This is a genomic window from Salsipaludibacter albus, assembly GCF_019798055.1.
Lineage (GTDB): Bacteria > Actinomycetota > Nitriliruptoria > Nitriliruptorales > Nitriliruptoraceae > Salsipaludibacter > Salsipaludibacter albus.
The window spans coordinates 117,470-134,054 of sequence record NZ_JAHOPH010000011.1 but is presented as its reverse complement, the minus strand read 5'-3'; the positions used below and the strand labels follow the sequence as shown (position 1 = coordinate 134,054).

General features: G+C 71.7%; 10 protein-coding genes and 1 pseudogene. 5 read left to right on the top strand and 6 right to left on the bottom strand.

Annotated features, from left to right (window positions below; translation table 11 throughout):
• The 3 genes and pseudogenes from KR546_RS09070 to KR546_RS19685 form a co-directional block, all read right to left on the bottom strand.
• Nucleotides 1–380, bottom strand: a pseudogene (locus KR546_RS09070) (hypothetical protein); the annotation flags it as partial.
• 113 nt (nucleotides 381–493) lie between these two features.
• Nucleotides 494–1,015 carry a phage tail protein gene (locus KR546_RS09065; protein WP_238444390.1) on the bottom strand — a complete coding sequence of 174 codons (522 nt, stop codon included), beginning with the start codon at nucleotides 1,013–1,015 and terminating at the stop codon, nucleotides 494–496.
• Nucleotides 1,015–2,571: a phage tail sheath family protein gene (locus KR546_RS19685; protein ID WP_238444383.1), complete on the bottom strand. Its 1,557-nt coding sequence runs from the start codon at nucleotides 2,569–2,571 to the stop codon at nucleotides 1,015–1,017. The genes KR546_RS09065 and KR546_RS19685 overlap by 1 nt, the downstream gene beginning before the upstream one ends.
• A 633-nt stretch (nucleotides 2,572–3,204) precedes the next feature.
• Here KR546_RS19685 and KR546_RS09055 point away from each other — a divergent pair.
• Nucleotides 3,205–4,560, top strand: coding sequence for a DEAD/DEAH box helicase (locus KR546_RS09055; protein WP_238444382.1), 1,356 nt, complete (start codon nucleotides 3,205–3,207; stop codon nucleotides 4,558–4,560).
• 431 nt (nucleotides 4,561–4,991) lie between these two features.
• Nucleotides 4,992–8,489 (top strand): ThuA domain-containing protein, encoded by a 3,498-nt coding sequence (locus KR546_RS09050; RefSeq protein WP_238444381.1) that lies wholly within the window; start codon nucleotides 4,992–4,994, stop codon nucleotides 8,487–8,489.
• 94 nt (nucleotides 8,490–8,583) lie between these two features.
• On the opposite strand, the gene KR546_RS09045 is transcribed toward KR546_RS09050, so the two are convergent.
• The 3 genes from KR546_RS09045 to KR546_RS09035 form a co-directional block, all read right to left on the bottom strand.
• Nucleotides 8,584–10,044 (bottom strand): uracil-xanthine permease family protein, encoded by a 1,461-nt coding sequence (locus KR546_RS09045; RefSeq protein ID WP_238444380.1) that lies wholly within the window; start codon nucleotides 10,042–10,044, stop codon nucleotides 8,584–8,586.
• A 181-nt stretch (nucleotides 10,045–10,225) separates the two neighbouring features.
• Nucleotides 10,226–11,338, bottom strand: a complete 1,113-nt coding sequence (gene bar / locus KR546_RS09040) for a barbiturase (protein WP_238444379.1) — start codon at nucleotides 11,336–11,338, stop codon at nucleotides 10,226–10,228.
• Between the two features lie 136 nt (nucleotides 11,339–11,474).
• Nucleotides 11,475–12,803 (bottom strand): aminotransferase class I/II-fold pyridoxal phosphate-dependent enzyme, encoded by a 1,329-nt coding sequence (locus tag KR546_RS09035; protein WP_238444378.1) that lies wholly within the window; start codon nucleotides 12,801–12,803, stop codon nucleotides 11,475–11,477.
• 67 nt (nucleotides 12,804–12,870) lie between these two features.
• Between KR546_RS09035 and KR546_RS09030 the strand changes: the two genes are divergently transcribed.
• The 3 genes from KR546_RS09030 (at nucleotide 12,871) to KR546_RS09020 (ending at nucleotide 16,542) form a co-directional block, all read left to right on the top strand.
• Nucleotides 12,871–13,335, top strand: a complete 465-nt coding sequence (locus KR546_RS09030; RefSeq protein WP_238444377.1) for a rhodanese-like domain-containing protein — start codon at nucleotides 12,871–12,873, stop codon at nucleotides 13,333–13,335.
• Nucleotides 13,332–14,057: a pyridoxamine 5'-phosphate oxidase family protein gene (locus KR546_RS09025; protein ID WP_238444376.1), complete on the top strand. Its 726-nt coding sequence runs from the start codon at nucleotides 13,332–13,334 to the stop codon at nucleotides 14,055–14,057. Before KR546_RS09030 ends, KR546_RS09025 begins: the two co-directional genes overlap by 4 nt.
• Before the next feature lie 148 nt (nucleotides 14,058–14,205).
• Nucleotides 14,206–16,542: an MMPL family transporter gene (locus tag KR546_RS09020; protein ID WP_238444375.1), complete on the top strand. Its 2,337-nt coding sequence runs from the start codon at nucleotides 14,206–14,208 to the stop codon at nucleotides 16,540–16,542.
• Nucleotides 16,543–16,585: the final 43 nt, after the last annotated feature.

Sequence of the window (16,585 nt, the reverse complement as noted above, 5' to 3'; positions counted from 1 at the left end):
CCGGCGGCGACCAGGTCGGCGGTGGTCAGCCGGCGGCAGGTCACCTGCCAGTCGTCGACCCGGACGCACAGGGGCTCGTCCAGGGGTTCGTCCGACCGGTCCGTATCACCGTCGACCGCGGCCAGCGCGATCGTGTCGAGCGTGAAGGACAGTTCGCCGTCGCAGGCCGGACAGGTCGTCACGGCCTCCAGTGCGGGTCCGGCCACCGCCGCGCGCAGCTGCAACAGCCGGGCGTCACGGCGGCCGAGCGGCCAGTCGGCCACCTCGTCGGGGTCCGCCGCCGGGGCGACCGCCCCGGCCAGGGCGGTGGCCCGGCCCTGGTCGTCCAGCGGGCCGGCCTGCTCCCACAGGCGGAGCACGGTGTCGGCGTCGACGGACATGGTGTTCCCCGGTCGTGCGTCGGGTGGGCGGACGGCGGCCCCTGCCGCCCGGTGACCCCTCGGGGGTCGTGGCGGCGCAGGTCGGGGCGACCGCGGCGTGGGACAGGCGGTTCCTAGGGCTCGCTGAACCTGGGCTCGCTGGGCTCGACGACGTCGTAGTCACGCTCCCAGCCCTCGTTCTCGAGCTTGAGCATCTGGATGGCCACGGCGTTGGCGTTGGCGTCGAGCTCCGGCAGGGCCTGGAACTCCGACACCCAGCAGCGGTAGACCTTCCATGCCAGTGCGACCTGGCCGGCCTCGTTGTAGAGCTCGATCACGATGTCCTTGCGGAAGTCCTTCAGGGAGACCTCGGCACCCAGTCCCGACCCGAAGTTCCACACCTTGTTGGCCCAGCTCTCGAACTCGGTGTCGTGGGTGACCCCGCGTTCGAGCGTGATCGCCTCGTAGCTGGTCCGACCCGGCGACTTCCGGCTGGTCGACGGATCACCCCCCTCACGGTGCTCGACCGGCTCGGTGGTGCGCTTGAGTGCCCCGACCTTGCTGACGCCGGCGACGTAGCGGCCGTCCCAGCGCACTCGGAACTTGAAGTTCTTGTACGGATCGAACCGTTCGGCGTTGACGGTGAACTGTGCCATCATGCACCCCCGTCCTGGCCGGCCAGCTGTTGCAGGCTGATCACGACGAACTCGGCGGGCTTCAGGGGCGCGAACCCGACCACGATGTTGACCCGTCCCAGGTCGATGTCTGCCTGGGTGGTGGTCTCGGCATCACACTTGACGAAGAACGCCTCGCGTGGGGTCGAGCCGGCGAACGCACCCTGGCGGAACAGCGTGGTCAGGAACGCGCCGATGTTGAGCCGGACCTGGGACCACAGTGGCTCGTCGTTGGGCTCGAACACGACCCACTGGGTGCCGCGGTACAGCGACTCCTCCAGGAACAGGGCCGTGCGGCGGACCGGCACGTACTTCCACTCACTGGCGAGCCGGTCCGAGCCCACGCGGGTACGGGCGCCCCACACCACGTGGCCCGCGGCCGGCGCGGCCCGCAGGCAGTTGATGCCGTGCGGGTTGAGTCGCCCGACCTCGGCGTCGGTGAGCGGGATCTCCAGCTGGGAGACGCCGCGGACGGTCGCATCCAGGCCTGCCGGTGCCTTCCAGACCCCGCGCTCGGTGTCGGTGCGGGCGATCACGCCGGCGATGGCGCCTGACGGCGCGAACGTGCCCAGCTGCAGGTCGCGCAGCGGGTCCGGCTTGCGGATCCGCGGGAAGTACATCACCGCGTTCTTCGACGCCGGCACGGCGTCGGGCAGGGGTGTCGCGGTGGCGTCGTCCTCGGCGTCGTCCACCGATGCCCAGTCACTCGGTGGGTCCAGCACCACCATCGCCCGGCGCGCTTCCGCATAGGCGATGGTGTCGGTCACGACCTGTGCGTCGACACCGCCCTCGGTGACCGGCACGCCCGCGCCCGGGTCGGTGTAGGGCGGGACCACGATCAGGTTGACCAGGTCGGCGTCCTCGAGGGCGTACAGCCCCAGCTTGTCGTCCTGCATGCCGGTCGCGGTCGTGTAGTTGGCGTCGGTCAGGTCGCCGCCATCGTTGCCCCCGGTCGCGTCCTCGGGACCCGCCGCGCCCGGGTTCGTCGTCGGCAGGTCGCCGGACACCCGGACCAGGTTCGACCGCTGGTCGAGCACCGTGTCGATCCGGCGCGGGCTGTCGACCCCGATCGACACGTTGAGGTGTTGCTCCACCGCGCCGGTCCCGGTGTCGGTGATCGTCAGGTTGAACAGGTCGTCGTCGTCGGGATCGCCCACCGCGACGTCGGTCTGGGCCGTCAGCCGTCCACCCCAGGCCCCGGGCGACGCCGCCACCAGGGCGAGCGCCCCGGTGTCGGCACCGACGGTCAGCGCAGCGACGTCGTCGGCTGCGGGCTCGTGGACCCGCACGACCACGGCGGTCGAGCCGCCCTGCGTGAAGAAGTCCCGCACCGCGTAGCCCAGCGAGCTGTCCCGCCACAGTCCGCCGAAGACCCGTTCGAAGTCCCCGAACGACGTGATCGTGGTCGCGGTGTCGACGTCCCCGCGCAACGCCCGCCCCACGAAGGCGGTGACCGAGGTGGCCACCCCCGTGATCGTGCGCACGCCGCTGGGAAGTTCCTCGATGTAGACGCCAGGATGTCTCAGCTCGACCGGCACGACGTCACCGCCTCGTGGTCGTCGCGATGCCGTTCGTCAGGCCCGTCTTCGGGTCGGTCTTCGGGTCGGTTCTTGGGCGTTTCGCCCAGCGAAGCGTGCCCCATCGGATGCCCCTTCCATCGACTCCGTGGACGCGGAGGGTCACGACCGACCCTGCCTCCGACGGCAGTCGACGACGTCGCGGGATGGATCCGGATGCGATGTCACCGATTCGAATGGGCCGTGCCCCACGCACCTCACCCTAGGTTCGTCACGCAGCCACACGGAATAGCCATTTCGAGCCCCTTGTCCGGCCGACGGCCGGGGCCGTCCGGACCCGGCCGTCCGTCGTTGTCGGCGCGTTGCCTGCGAGCCATCGGGTACCGTGGGGTCCACGTTGGTTGCCGAGCACCGCTCGCCCGACCTTCGCAACACGTGCACCGGCTCCGCGACCCGGCCCTCGACGGGCCCCCTGCCCCACTCGGGCAGCGGCCGCGACCCGCTGCCAGTCTCCCCGGCCCCTGCCGACACTGACCGTGCGTGTTCACGCACCCGCCCGCCATCCCGGTGGGCCGTCACCCGCGCCCCGGTTCGCCGGGCCTGCGCGCACCACCCCCCGGCGCCCCGTGCGAGCGCCGCGAGAGAACCCATCACATGACCACCTCCACATCCACTCCCCTCGCCGACACCGACGAGGTCACCTTCGCCGACCTCGGCGTGCCGGCCGACCTGGCCACCGAGCTCGACCGACTCGGCATCGACGCGCCGTTCCCGATCCAGTCGGTCACGATCCCCGAGGCCCTCGCGGGTCGGGACGTCTCGGGCTGCGCGCCCACCGGCTCCGGCAAGACCCTGGCCTTCTCCATCCCGACCATCGCCCGGGTCGAGCGGGCCCGTTCCCGCCGCCCCGCGGCCCTGGTGCTGACGCCCACCCGCGAACTCGCCGCCCAGGTCGCCGAGACCATGGCCCCCCTGGCGACGCGTCGCGACCGCCGCGTCGCCACCGTCTACGGCGGCACCAACGTCAAGCGCGACATCGCGAGGCTGACGTCCGGTGTCGACGTGCTGGTCGCGACCCCGGGCCGCCTCGCGGACCTGGTGCAGCGTGGCGCCTGCGACCTGTCCGAGGTCCGCATCGTCGTGCTCGACGAGGCCGACCGCATGGCCGACATGGGCTTCCTGCCCGAGGTCACGCGACTGCTCGACCAGACCTCGTCCGAGCGCCAGACCCTGCTGTTCTCGGCCACGCTCGACGGCGACGTGGACGTGCTGGTGCGTCGCTACCAGTCCGACCCGGTCCGCCACGTCAGCGACGACCCGGTCGAGGAGCAGGGCGTCGTCAGCCACCACTTCTGGTCCGCGACCAGCGCCAACCGGCGCCCCCAGACCATCGAGGCCCTGCGCGCCGTCACCCCGGCGATCGTCTTCGTGCGCACCAAGCGGGGCGCGGACCGTCTCGCCAAGCAACTGGCGAAGGCGGGCGTGTCGACCGCGGCCATCCACGGCAACCGCAACCAGAACCAGCGCGAGCGTGCGCTCGCCCAGTTCGCCGACGGTCGGGTCCAGGCGCTGGTCGCGACCGACGTCGCCGCCCGCGGCATCCACGTCGACGACGTGGCGATGGTCCTGCACTACGACCTGCCGGGCAGCGACAAGGACTACGTCCACCGCTCCGGTCGCACCGGTCGCGCCGGCGCCACCGGCATCGTCGTGACCATGGTGATGGAGGACCAGCAGAAGGACGCCCGAGCGATCCAGCGTGCGCTGGATCTGCCCAGCGGGTCCGCCCCGATGGACGTCGCGGCCCTCCGCGATCCGGCCGGCCAGGCCCCCTCGGGTCGACGCGGCACCCACGCGCGCCCGGCCACCGAGCGCTCCAGCGACAACGGCCGTGGCAGCGGAGACACCGGCAAGGGTGGCCACGGCGGCAACGGCCGCCGTCGGGCCGACGCTCCCAGTGGTGGAGCCCGGTCCCGGTCCCGCCGGGCGCGGTCGCGCTCACGCCGCTGAGCGAACGCAGGACGACCCCACCGGGGATCCCGAAGCGGGATCCCCGGTGGTGTTTGCCAGCGCATCGCAACGGGTCTTTGGCTGGCTGTCAGGCAGAAGTCCGACGCCTGTCGCCGGGTTTTTGAGGTCTGAACAAGCCGATTCAACGTCTCTCCTTGCTTGTCGTGTCGAGGTTTCCACTCTTTCTTCGTTCGTCGAAGAAACTTGTTGACCCCGATGGAGAAACCTGCAAGAGTTGCCGGACCAAACCGCCATGGTCGCGGGCTCCGCAGGGGTGCAGGCTCGACGTCCCGTGACCGTGGCCCTCGACGGCAGGCCACGACGTCCGCGCGATGCGGCCGGGCGTGTCGTCCCTATCCGGAGACAGCGCCATGCGCGGATCACCCCCCAGCCCTGCCAGCATTTCCACCGGCCACCGACTCCGAGGGTTCGTGATCCTCGCCGTCCTGGCCGCCCTCGTCGCCGCACTGCTGGTCGTCGCCCCCACCGCGACCACCATCCAGCCCGCCGCGGCGGCTCCGTCCGCGAAGGTGTTCGTCTTCACGGGGGGCCAGAAGCCCCCCGCCGTGAAGTCGGCCGTGGCCGCCATCCGGGACCTCGGCAAGGCCAACGGCTTCCAGGTCGTCGCCAACGGCGACGCCTCGCAGTTCAGCGAGGAGAACCTCGCCAAGTTCAGCACGGTCGTCTTCCTGACCGCGCCGGGTGACGTCCTCGACGCCACGCAGGAGGCAGCGTTCGAGTCGTGGTACCGGGCCGGCGGTGGCTGGGTCGGCCTCGGCGCCTCGATCGAGACCGAGCCCGACTGGGACTTCCTCACCGAGGTGATCGGCGCGCGTGCGACCGAGGCGACCGGGGTGCAGGCCGGAACGGTCAAGGTGGCCGACCGTGGGCACGTCGCCTCGGCCGACCTGCCCGACTACTGGACCCGGTCCGAGTCCTGGTACAACTTCGACACCAACGTGCGTGGCTCCAGCCACGTGCTGGCGACGGTCGTCGAACTGGTCGACGCCCTCGGCGCCCACGAGCTCCTGTCGGACGGGACGCGGCTCGACGGCATCGAAGGCGGCACCATGGGCGCCGACCACCCGGTCGCCTGGTGCAAGGACTGGCAGGGCGGTCGCTCGTTCTACAGTGCCCTGGGCACCACCAGCGGCAGTTTCGCCGACGCGGACTTCCGGTCCCACGTCGCCGGGGCGATCACCTGGGCCTCCGGCCTGGCCGACCCGGTGTACAGCGACTGCGGCGCCACGGTCATGGCCAACTTCCAGCAGACCAAGATCGCCGCGCCGCCCAACATCGGCGAGCCGATCGGCTTCGACGTCCTCCCGGACGGGCGGGTCCTGCAGACGCAGCGCAGCGGTGCGCTGGTCCTGCACGACCCCGAGGCCAACACCACCACGACGCTGGCCCAGATCCCGGTGTACACGGCGAGCGAGGACGGGCTCTACGGTCCCGCGATCGACGCCGACTTCGACGAGAACGGCTGGGTCTACCTGTACTACTCGCCCCCCACCGTGGAGGACGTCACCCTGTCGACCGGCGAGGTCGTCACCCAGACCACGCCCACCGGCAATGCCCCCAACACCGCGGCCTCGATCGAGGCGTGGGACCCCTGGGTGGGCTACTTCCAGCTGTCCCGGTTCAAGTTCGTCGACGGGTCCGGCTCGACGCCTGCCCACCTCGACGTCGACTCGGAGGAGCAGATCCTGCGCGTTCCGGTCAACCGTGGCGCCTGCTGCCACGTCGCCGGGGACATCGACTTCGACCTGGACGGCAACCTGTGGATGGTCACAGGCGACGACACCCCGGCGGGTGGCGGTGGCTCCGGGGGCTTCGGTCCGTTCAACGACCAGCTGACCGCCGGTGGCCAGTACAACGCGCCGCACGTCGACGCGCGCCGCTCGGCGCTCAACACCAACGACCTGCGTGGCAAGCTGCTGCGGATCACCGTCAAGGACGGCGCCATCGCCGACGCCGAGGAGAACGACCTCGGTGGGGCCTACTCCGTCCCCGACGACAACCTGTTCCAGGTCGGCGACGAGCGCGCCCGCCCGGAGATCTACGCCATGGGCCTGCGCAACCCGTTCCGGGTGCAGGTCGACAGCGAGGGCGTCGCCTACATCGCCGACTACTCGCCGGACTCGCGCGTGCCGGAGGTCAACCGTGGCCCCGCGGGCACGGGTCGGGTCGTGATCATCGACGAGCCCGCCAACTACGGCTGGCCGGTGTGCTACAAGACCGACCTGCCGTACTTCCGCTGGAACTTCGTGACGTCCTCGCCGTTGGACGATCCCGCCCAGCCGTTCGACTGCGACGACCCGGACCAGGGGCCGATGAACGAGTCGCGCTGGGTCGCCGAGGGCGGTCCGTCGGTCGAACCCGGTCGCGTCCAGACCCCGCCGATCACCGATCCCGAGGTCTGGTACTCCTACAACGACAACGCCGGGGCGAACCCGCTCGGGACCCCGTGCTTCGCGTCCTACGACGGCACCCGGCCGGCCGAGGAGCGCGTCTGCCCGCGGTTGTTCCCGGGGCTGGAGTCGGGTGGCGTCGGCCCACAGGCCGCCACCACCTACGAGTTCGACCCGGACAACACGGACGAGACCAGGCTGCCGCCGTACTACGACGGAGCCGTGCTGTTCGGCGAGTTCACCCGTGACCACCTCAAGGAGATCCGGTTCGACTCGCAGGGCCGTGTCTCGGTGATCAACGACTTCCTGGACTGCGGCGCGCTCGGTTCGGCCGACACCGCCGAGTTCGGGTTCGAGTGCGACACGCCGATGGACTTCCAGTTCGACGAGGACGGACACTTCTACCTGCTGACCTACGGTGACGGCTTCTTCCGGGCCAACCCGGACGCCGGCCTGTACCGCTGGGACTACGTCAAGGGCACGCGGGCACCGACCGCGGTCCTGACGGCGACGCCCACCGACGGGCAGGCACCGCTGGCCGTGCAGTTCTCGAGCGAGGGGTCCAACGACGCCGACCCGGCCGACTCGATCCGCTTCGCCTGGGACTTCGACGGCAACGGCACCGTGGACTCGGTCGAGCCGAACCCGACCCACACCTACACCACCAACGGCGTGTACGTCGCCCGGCTGACCGTGACCGACTCCAGCGGCAAGACCGGGACGGCGAACACGACCATCACCGTGGGCAACACCTCACCGACCCTGCAGGTCGACGTCCCGGTCGAGGGCGGCACGTTCACCTTCGGCGAGTCGATCCCGTTCCAGGTCAGCGGGTCCGACGCGGAGGACGGTCCGCTCGACTGCAGCCGGGTCCAGGTGACCGTCGTGCTCGCCCACGACGAGCACGGCCACGCCGGCGACACCACGTTCGGGTGCAGCGGCACGCTGAGCACCGACCCCGACGACGAGTCGCACGGCGGCAACGTCTGGGCAGTGGTCAGCGCGTCCTACACCGATGCGGGCGGTCCGGGGGGCATCCCGGCCCTGTCCGCGACCGACCAGGCCAACATCCGCCAGAAGCTGCAGCAGGTCGAGTTCGTGCTGAACCAGTCGAGCACCAACGTGGCGACCACCAACGACCCCGATGGCGGTGGTGAGCATCGCACCGGCCTCAACGACGGGGCGTGGATGCAGCTCAACGGTGGCTACGACCTGGTCGGCATCGACGGCATCACCCTGCGGGTGTCCGACAACGCCAACAACCTCGTCGCCGGCGCCCCGCTGGCGGCCGTCGAGATCCACCTCGACGCGCCGGACGGTCCGATCCTCGACACGGTGCAGCTCACCGCGACCGGCGGCACGGGCACGTGGGAGAGCCAGTCGTTCCCGCTGGCCGACCCGGGCGGCCTCCACGACCTGTACCTGGTCGCGCGAGCCGTGCCCGGGGGCGCGACCGGCAACAACCTGTTCCGGCTGAACTGGGTCCGCTTCGACGGTGCGGGGATCGCGATTCCCTGAGCCGTCGCGGCCGACCACGGCCCGAAACGTCGAGCCCCCGCGGATCTCCGCGGGGGCTCGACCGTGCTGGTCGAACGGGCCGGTGTCGGTCGGCTCAGGCGACGGTGCCCTCGGTGTCAGCGCGCAGGTCCGCGCCGATCCCGCGCTCGGCGTCGGTGCCGGGGATGACGTTGTCGAGGAACAGTCCCAGCACGGCGGCGACGGCGATGCCCGAACTGCCGATCGACGACACGATGTCGCCCAGCCAGTCGATGCCCCACAGGTTCCAGTCGGCCGGCACCTGGCCGAAGTAGTACGGCACGGCCAGGCCCATGAACAGCAGGAAGCCGACGATCAGGAGGTTGCGCTGGCTGTCCATGTCGGCGTTCTGGAGGTTGGACAGGCCGACCCCGGCGATCAGCCCGAACAGGGCCATGTAGATGCCGCCGACGACCGGTGCCGGGATGGTGGCGATGACCGCACCGATCTTGGACACGAAGCCCAGCACGATCAGGACGCCGGCACCCAGCAGCACCACGTAGCGGCTGGCGACCTTGCTCAGCCCGATCAGGCCGATGTTCTCCGAGTACGACGTGGACGCGAACCCTCCGACCGTGGCCGTGGCGATGCAGCCCACGCCCTCGGCGCCGATGCCGTTGGAGATCGTGCGCGTGTCGGGCTTTCCCAGCCCCGCGATTCGCGACACGGCGTTGTAGTCCCCGATCGACTCGATGGCGGAGGCCATGTAGGCGGCGAGGATCGCGATGAAGAACCCGAAGTCGAACTTCGGCAGCCCCCACGGGAAGAACACGGCCTGCTCGCCGACCACGCTGCGGACCCAGGGCGTGCCGCCGATGCCGGAGAACGACACGTAGGCGCGGTTGGACTCCTCGAGCAACCCGGTCAGCGACAGGACCAGGGCGACCAGGTAGCTGACGACCACGGCCATCAGGATCGGGAACAGGGCGAAGAACCGGTTGCGCGGGGCCCAGATCAGCGAGAACAGGAACACCAGCGTGATGACCAGCAGCGCCATCCACCAGTTGCCCTGGGCGACGACCTCACCCGCGTCGTCGGTGATGTTGGTCACGTTGCCGATGGCGGCGCCGAACAGGCTCAGCCCGATCAGGGCGATGACCGGGCCGATCGTGATCGGGGTGATGTACTTCTGGAGCGTGCCGATCAGCCCGGTGTAGCCGACCAGCATCTCGACGAGGCCACCCAGGATGATGCCTCCGGCGATGTACTGCATCGCCTCGGCCCCCGAGTGGGCACCGATGATGGCGAAGAAGGCCCCGAGGAAGGCGAACGACACGCCCTGGACGATCGGCAGGCGCGACCCGATCGTGAGCTGCGCGATCGTGGCCAGCCCGGACGCGATGAACGCCGACGAGATCAGGATCGCGGTCTGGGTCCCGTCGAAGCCCAGTGCCGGTGACAGCAGCAGCGGCACGGCGATGGTGGCCCCGAACATCGTCAGGACGTGCTGCAGGGACAGTCCGAGCGCCCGCGTGAAGGGCTTGGGGACGTCGTCGACGCCGTAGTTGAGATCGAGTGGATCGGTGGTGGTGCTCATGCCTGCTCCCCGTCGCGGCACGACCGGCGGTCGCGCGTCCCCACGCGTGGTCGGGCGCTCACGGACGGGGGACGGACCCGCGATGGCCGGCCGGTGGCCGTTCGGCCACCGTGACCGAGCACTCTAGACGTACCCCACCCCAATGGGCAACAATCTCAACACGCCGCTCGCCTGGTGGGTCTCAGTCGACCCGGACGATCGCGGCGACCGGGCCGCCGCCCTGGGGGCCCTGGTGCAGTGCGGCGACCGACACGAACACGGCGGAGTCGCCGACCGTGGCCGCGGTCACGCCACCGACGGCGCCCTTGATCTGGCGATGGTGGTGGACGTCGGAGTCGTCCAGCGGCAGCTGGCGACGACCGCGCAGGGTCCCGCGCGGGTCGGCCTCGCACTTCAGGAAGACGTTGACCAGTCGGCCGTCCAGGTCGTCGTGGTGGGGCCGCTCGGGCAGGTCCAGCCCGGCCGAGCGGATCGCGTCCCAGATCCCGTCGGCGTCGAGGGCGTCCTCCATGACGCCGTGCCCGACCCGGTAGTTGCTGCCCGCACCGGCGGCGTTGCCCACCACCACGATCTGGGCCCGGTCCAGCTCCACGCCCGACGAGCACGACGCGACCGACGAGAACAGGTCGTGGTCGTGGCCGATCTGCTCGGGGTCGGGGACCTCGTCGATCTCGCCCAGTGCGTGGGCGATGCCCAGCGCGGTCGTGCCGTTGGAGATGTCCATCGAGTACAGGGTGTCCTCGGTGTAGACGGTCTCGCCCCGGCGATGCGCGTCCTGGATGGTCTCCTGCACCAGCAACGGCGTCTTGGTCTGCACGTAGTGCACGTCGGCGACGTCGGTGATCCCGGCCGCGGCCATCGCCTTCTCGACCCCGCGGGCCACCTTGGTGACCATCGCCGGTCGACCGATGTCCTCCGGCAGCAACTCCTCGGACATCGCGATGCCCACCGTGAGTCGCTTGTCGTCGGGACCGGCGGTGCTGCCGCCGTGGGGCTCGTCCACCTCGGCGAACACGGTGGCGTGCGGCGTGATCACCCCGTCACACCCACCGGACCAGGCCATCGGGATCTCCGTGATCGCCTCCTCGGACCGGGTGCCGTGCTCCATCAGCACGCCACGGAAGGCCTGGTCGGCCAGGATCCGCGTGAAGTCGTTGACGCCACCGTTGCCCTCGGTCTTGCCGATGATCCCGATCACGTCGTCGGCGCCGAACACGCCGTCGGTGATGAGGTCGGCCATGCCGCTGGCGTCCGAGACGCTGCCGAGCTCGACCTTGTGGACTTCGATGGCCATGGACGCTCCTGTCGGAGGTGGAGGGGGTCGCCGGGCGGACGTGATCGTCGCTGGTCTGCGGCGGGACTCCCAACCGTAGGGCCGGTCGCGCCCACCCTGCACCCCGTTCGTCGAGTGGTCCTGCCGGGGGCGCGGATCAGACGACCGCACGTGCCGGACTGGCCACGACCGTGGCCAGGTCGGCGGCGAAGGCCATCGCCATGGCGGGGTCGGTGACGGCAGCGGCGGTCACCCGGATCCCCGGCCCGGCGTGCTGGCGGTAGCGCGCCCCCGGTGCCACCGCCCAGCCCCGCGCCTGCAGACCTGCGACCACCGCGCCCTCGTCGGGGACCGCGATCCAGGCGTTCAGCCCACTTCGGCCGTGGCCGGTGATGCCCCGGTCGGCCAACGCGTCCAGCAGTCGTTCGCGTCGCTCGCGCAACGTCGCCGCGGCCTGGTCGACCGTGGCGCGGGCGTCGGGATCGACCAGCAGGGAGGCGGCCGCCGACTGCAGCACGCGGCTGACCCAGCCCGGGCCCAGCCGGAAGCGCCCTGCCACCAGTGCCACGGTCCGGGCGTCGCCGAACAGCGCGGCGACGCGGAGGTCCGGGCCCCACGACTTCGACAGCGACTGGACCAGCACCCACCGCCTGGTCGTGTCGGCCAGCGACGCCAGCACGACCCCGCTGGCCTCGCCACCGTGGTCGTCCTCCACGACCAGCACGTCACGGCCCGACAGCAGCCCGGCCAGCTGGTCGCGGCGGGCCGGGGTGACGGCGGCGCCCGTTGGGTTGTGGGATCGCGACGTCACCACGACGGCGTCCACCTCGTCGACGACGGATGCCAGTGCGTCCAGCATCGGCCCGTCGTCGTCGACGGCCAGCGGCACGGCCCGCAGTCCCATCGCCGCGACGAGGTCCAGCAGGTTGGGCCAGCCCGGATCCTCCACCGCCACGACGTCACCGGGGGCGAGGTGCGCGGCCAGCGTCCGCTCGACGCCGTCGAGGGCGCCGGAGACCACGGCCAGGTGCTCGGTGGGCACGCCGGCCTCGGTGACTCGCTCACGCAGGCGCGCGACCAGCCCGGGGTGCTGCCACGGATCGGGGTCCTCCCCGTACAACCCGGCGGCCCCCGCCGCGTCGACGAGGTGGGGGCCGAGGTCCGGCAGGAGGTCGGGGTCCGGGTTGCCGTGGGCGAGGTCGACGACCCCGGGTGGCACCGCCATGCCGATGGCCTGGCGGGGGCGGAGCACGGAGCGGCCCCGCACGAAGGTCCCGCGGCGTCCCTCGGTCAGCACGACCCCACGGTCTCGCAGGGTCCGATAGGCCATGGCCACGGTCCCGGGTGCGAGCTCGAGGTGGTCGGCCAGGTCGCGGATCGTCGGCAGGCGCTGCTCGGCGGGCAGGCGCCCGTCCGCGACGGCGGCCTCCACCGACGCCGCCACCTCCCGCGCCGAGCGTCCGCTGATAGTCTGTATCGGATCCATGGACATACTGTATCAACACAAAACCCCCGCACACGATGTGGGCACCCACGAGACGAGGAGAACACCGATGGGCACGCCGACCCCCGGCACCGCCGCCCGGTCCGCCGTGACGGCGGTGCCCGCCGCCGACCCCGCCCGCGCGATCGAACACTTCGCGGAACTGCTGTCCTTCGAGACCGACTGCTGGGACGTGCACGCCGCGCTGTCGGCCGGCACCGACGACTTCCTGCTGGTGGACGTGCGTGGCCGTGGCGGCTGGGCGGCCGGCCACGTCGACGGCGCGGTCCACGTGCCGCACGCGGAGCTGACCGTCGAGCGGCTCGCCGACGTCCCGATGGACCGCCTGGTCGTCGTCTACTGCGCCGGTCCCCACTGCAACGGCGCCGACCGGGCGGCCCTGCGCCTGGCCGGGCTGGGTCGCCCGGTCAAGAAGATGATCGGTGGGGTCACGGGCTGGCTGGACGAGGGCTTCTCCCTGGTCAGCGAGGACACCGAGCACGCCGAGGACGCCAGCCGGGAGGTGGCGCCGTGAGCCACGACGCCGCCGCGCCCGCCACGAGTGCCCGCCCGTCCTATCCCCGCTCCGGGGCCAACACCCCGCGGCGTGGTCGCGACCGCGCGTCGTGGGACGCCGACGTCGTGCACGGCATCCTCGACGCCACGCCGGTCTGTCACCTGTCCTACGACCCCGGGGACGACGTCGGCCCGATCACCGTACCCACGAGCTTCGCCCGCGACGGCGAGGCGATCCTGTTCCACTCGTCGTCCGGCGCCCACGTCGCTCACCTGGCCCGCGCCCGTGGCGGCCGGATCGCGGTGTGCCTGTCGGTGACGCTCGTCGACGGGTGGGTGCTGGCCCGCTCCGGGATGCACCATTCCATGAACTACCGGGCCGTGGTGGTCCGGGGGCAGGCCGTCGTCGTGGCCGGCGAGGCGGACCGCCGCGCCGCGCTGGACGCCATCCTCGACGCCGTGTGGACCGGCCGCTCGCGCCACTGCCGACCGCCGGACGCGAAGGAACTGGCCGCGACGACCGTGTTCCGCCTCCCACTCGAGACGGTCTCGGCCAAGGTGCGGGCGACCGGCGTCGACGACGACCCCCGCGACCTCGACGGACCCCACTGGGCGGGCGTCGTCCCGGTCCGCAGCGTGGTGGACGAGCCGATCCCCTCCCCCGACCTCCCGGCCGACATCGAGCTGGTCGGCCACACGACCGGGTCGGCCTTCGACGACCCCCGGGCCGTCTCCGGGTGACCCCGGGGGACGCACCCCGACGCTGCTCGGGGTGCCCTCGGGGGTCGGCGAGCAGGTTCCCCCATCGGCAGGTCGCCAGGCCGCGACCAGTCTGGGAATCGAGGCCGCTGCGACCGTCGCGGCCGCGTCGCTCCCCGGGGGAAGTCCCATGGCTCGCACCGACCGTCAACGTCACCCGTCCGTCACCCGCCCACAGCACCCACCGACCGATCCCGGCCCCGGGCCACGCGGGTCCGCGACCGAACGGCTCGCCCGTGCGGCCGCGAGGCGCCCCGGCCGGACCCTGCTCCTGTGGCTGCTGGTCCTGGCCGCCGCGATCGTTGCCACCGCGACCCTCCTGGGGGACGCACTCACCCAGGACGGCGAGGTCACGACCGAACTGGAGTCCCAGGTCGCGGCCGACCTGCTCGACCAGGTCGACGCCGGGGCCGCGGGAGACGGGTCCGATGCCCCGACCGAGTACGTCGTCGTCGCCGCACCCGACGGCAGTCGGGTCGACGACCGATCGGGCAGCACTCGGCTCGACGGGCTGGCGGGCGACCTGCGTGCCACGACCGACGTCGTGTCGGTGACCGGGCCGGCCGACGGCGTCCCGGGACTGGTCAGCGCGGAGGGCCGGCACGCCCTCCTGCTGGTGACGCTCGAGGAGTCGGCCGACGTCGAGCCCCTGCTGGCCACGCTGGACGCGGCCGAGGGTGACGGGTGGCGGATCGCGCCGCTCGGCGACGCCAGCGTCGGCCACCAGTTCGACACCCTCGCCGAGGAGACGCTCGTCCGGGGCGAGGTGCTCGGCCTGTCGATCGCACTGGTCGTGCTGATCGTGGTGTTCGGTGCCGTGGTGGCCGCGCTGGTCCCCCTGGGCCTGGCGATCGCCGCCGTCGTGGCCGCGCTGGGACTGGCCAGCCTCGTCGGACTGGCCACCGACCTGAGCCTGTTCGTCGTGAACATGATCACCATGATCGGGTTGGCGGTCGGGATCGACTACTCGCTGTTCATCGTCCAGCGCTACCGCGAGGAACGACGACGCGGACGCGAGACGGTCGACGCCATCGCCGTCGCCGGCGCCACCGCCACCCGTGCCGTCGTGTTCTCGGGCGTGACCGTGGTGATCGCGCTGCTGGGCATGATGCTGATGCCCGACACGACGTTCCGGAGCCTGGGCATCGGCGCCATCGTCGTCGTGGCGACCTCCGTCCTGGGCGCGCTGACCCTGCTGCCCGCGGTCCTGGGCCTGCTGGGCGACCGGGTCGATGCACTGTCACTGCCGGGCCGCCGACGCGACCGGGAGGACGCCGGGGCGACCTGGAACCGCATCGCACGGGCCGTCATGGCACGTCCGGTCGTCTCGGTCGTGGCCGCGGGCGGGCTCCTGCTCGCGATGGCCACGCCGTGGCTGTCGATCCAGCTCGGCAGCACCGGCATCCAGTCCCTGCCGGAGGACGCCGACGCCCGGTTCGCCCAGGAGGTGCTGGCCGACCAGTTCGGCGACGGGCTGACGACCACGTCCATCGTCGTGCGGACCGGCGACGCCGACGCTGCCGACGTGCAGGCCGCGACGGCTGCACTGGTGGCCAGCCTCGAGGCCGACCCGGACCACGGCGAGGTCACGGTGGCGACCCACCCCGACGTCGACGGTGGCGGTGACCTGGTGGTGGTCGAGACGGTGGACCTGCTCGACCCCTCGTCCCTGCTCGCCCGCGACGCCGTCACCGAGGTGCGCGACGTGCACGTCGGTGACGCCTTCGCCGACGTCGACGCCGAGGTCCTGGTGACCGGCGGCGCGGCCCTCGACACCGACTACGTCGACCTGGTGCAGGCCCGCACCCCGTGGATCTTCGTCTTCGTGCTGGGCCTGAGCTTCCTGCTGCTGTTGCTGGCCTTCCGGTCCGTCGTCGTCCCGCTCAAGGCCATCGCCATGAACCTGCTGTCGGTCGGGGCCACCTACGGCGTGCTGGTGGCAGTGTTCCAGTGGGGCTGGGGCGCCGACCTGCTGGGCTTCCACACCGCCGACGTCATCGAGGCGTGGGTGCCGCTGTTCCTGTTCACCGTGCTGTTCGGGCTGAGCATGGACTACCACGTCTTCCTGCTCAGCCGGATCCGGGAGCGCTACGACCAGACCGGTGACAACACCGGGTCCGTGGCGTTCGGCCTGTCGGCGACCGGGGCGATCATCACCGGCGCGGCCCTGATCATGGTGGCCGTGTTCGGGGGCTTCGCGACCGGCGACCTGGCGATGTTCCAGCAGATGGGCTTCGGACTGGCCGTGGCCGTGGTGCTGGACGCCACGATCGTCCGGTCGGTCCTCGTCCCGGCCACCATGGCCCTGCTCGGTGATCGCAACTGGTACCTGCCGCGCTGGCTCCGGTGGTTGCCGGACCTGCACGTGGAGGGCCCTGGCACGACGCCCGACCGCACGGACCGGGTGGCCGAGCCGGACGCCGAGCCGCCGGTCCCGGTGGGCGCCGGCACCGGCCACGCTCGCTGACCGGGTTCGCCGGTCCGACGTCGGCCTCCTAGTCTGACGGGTC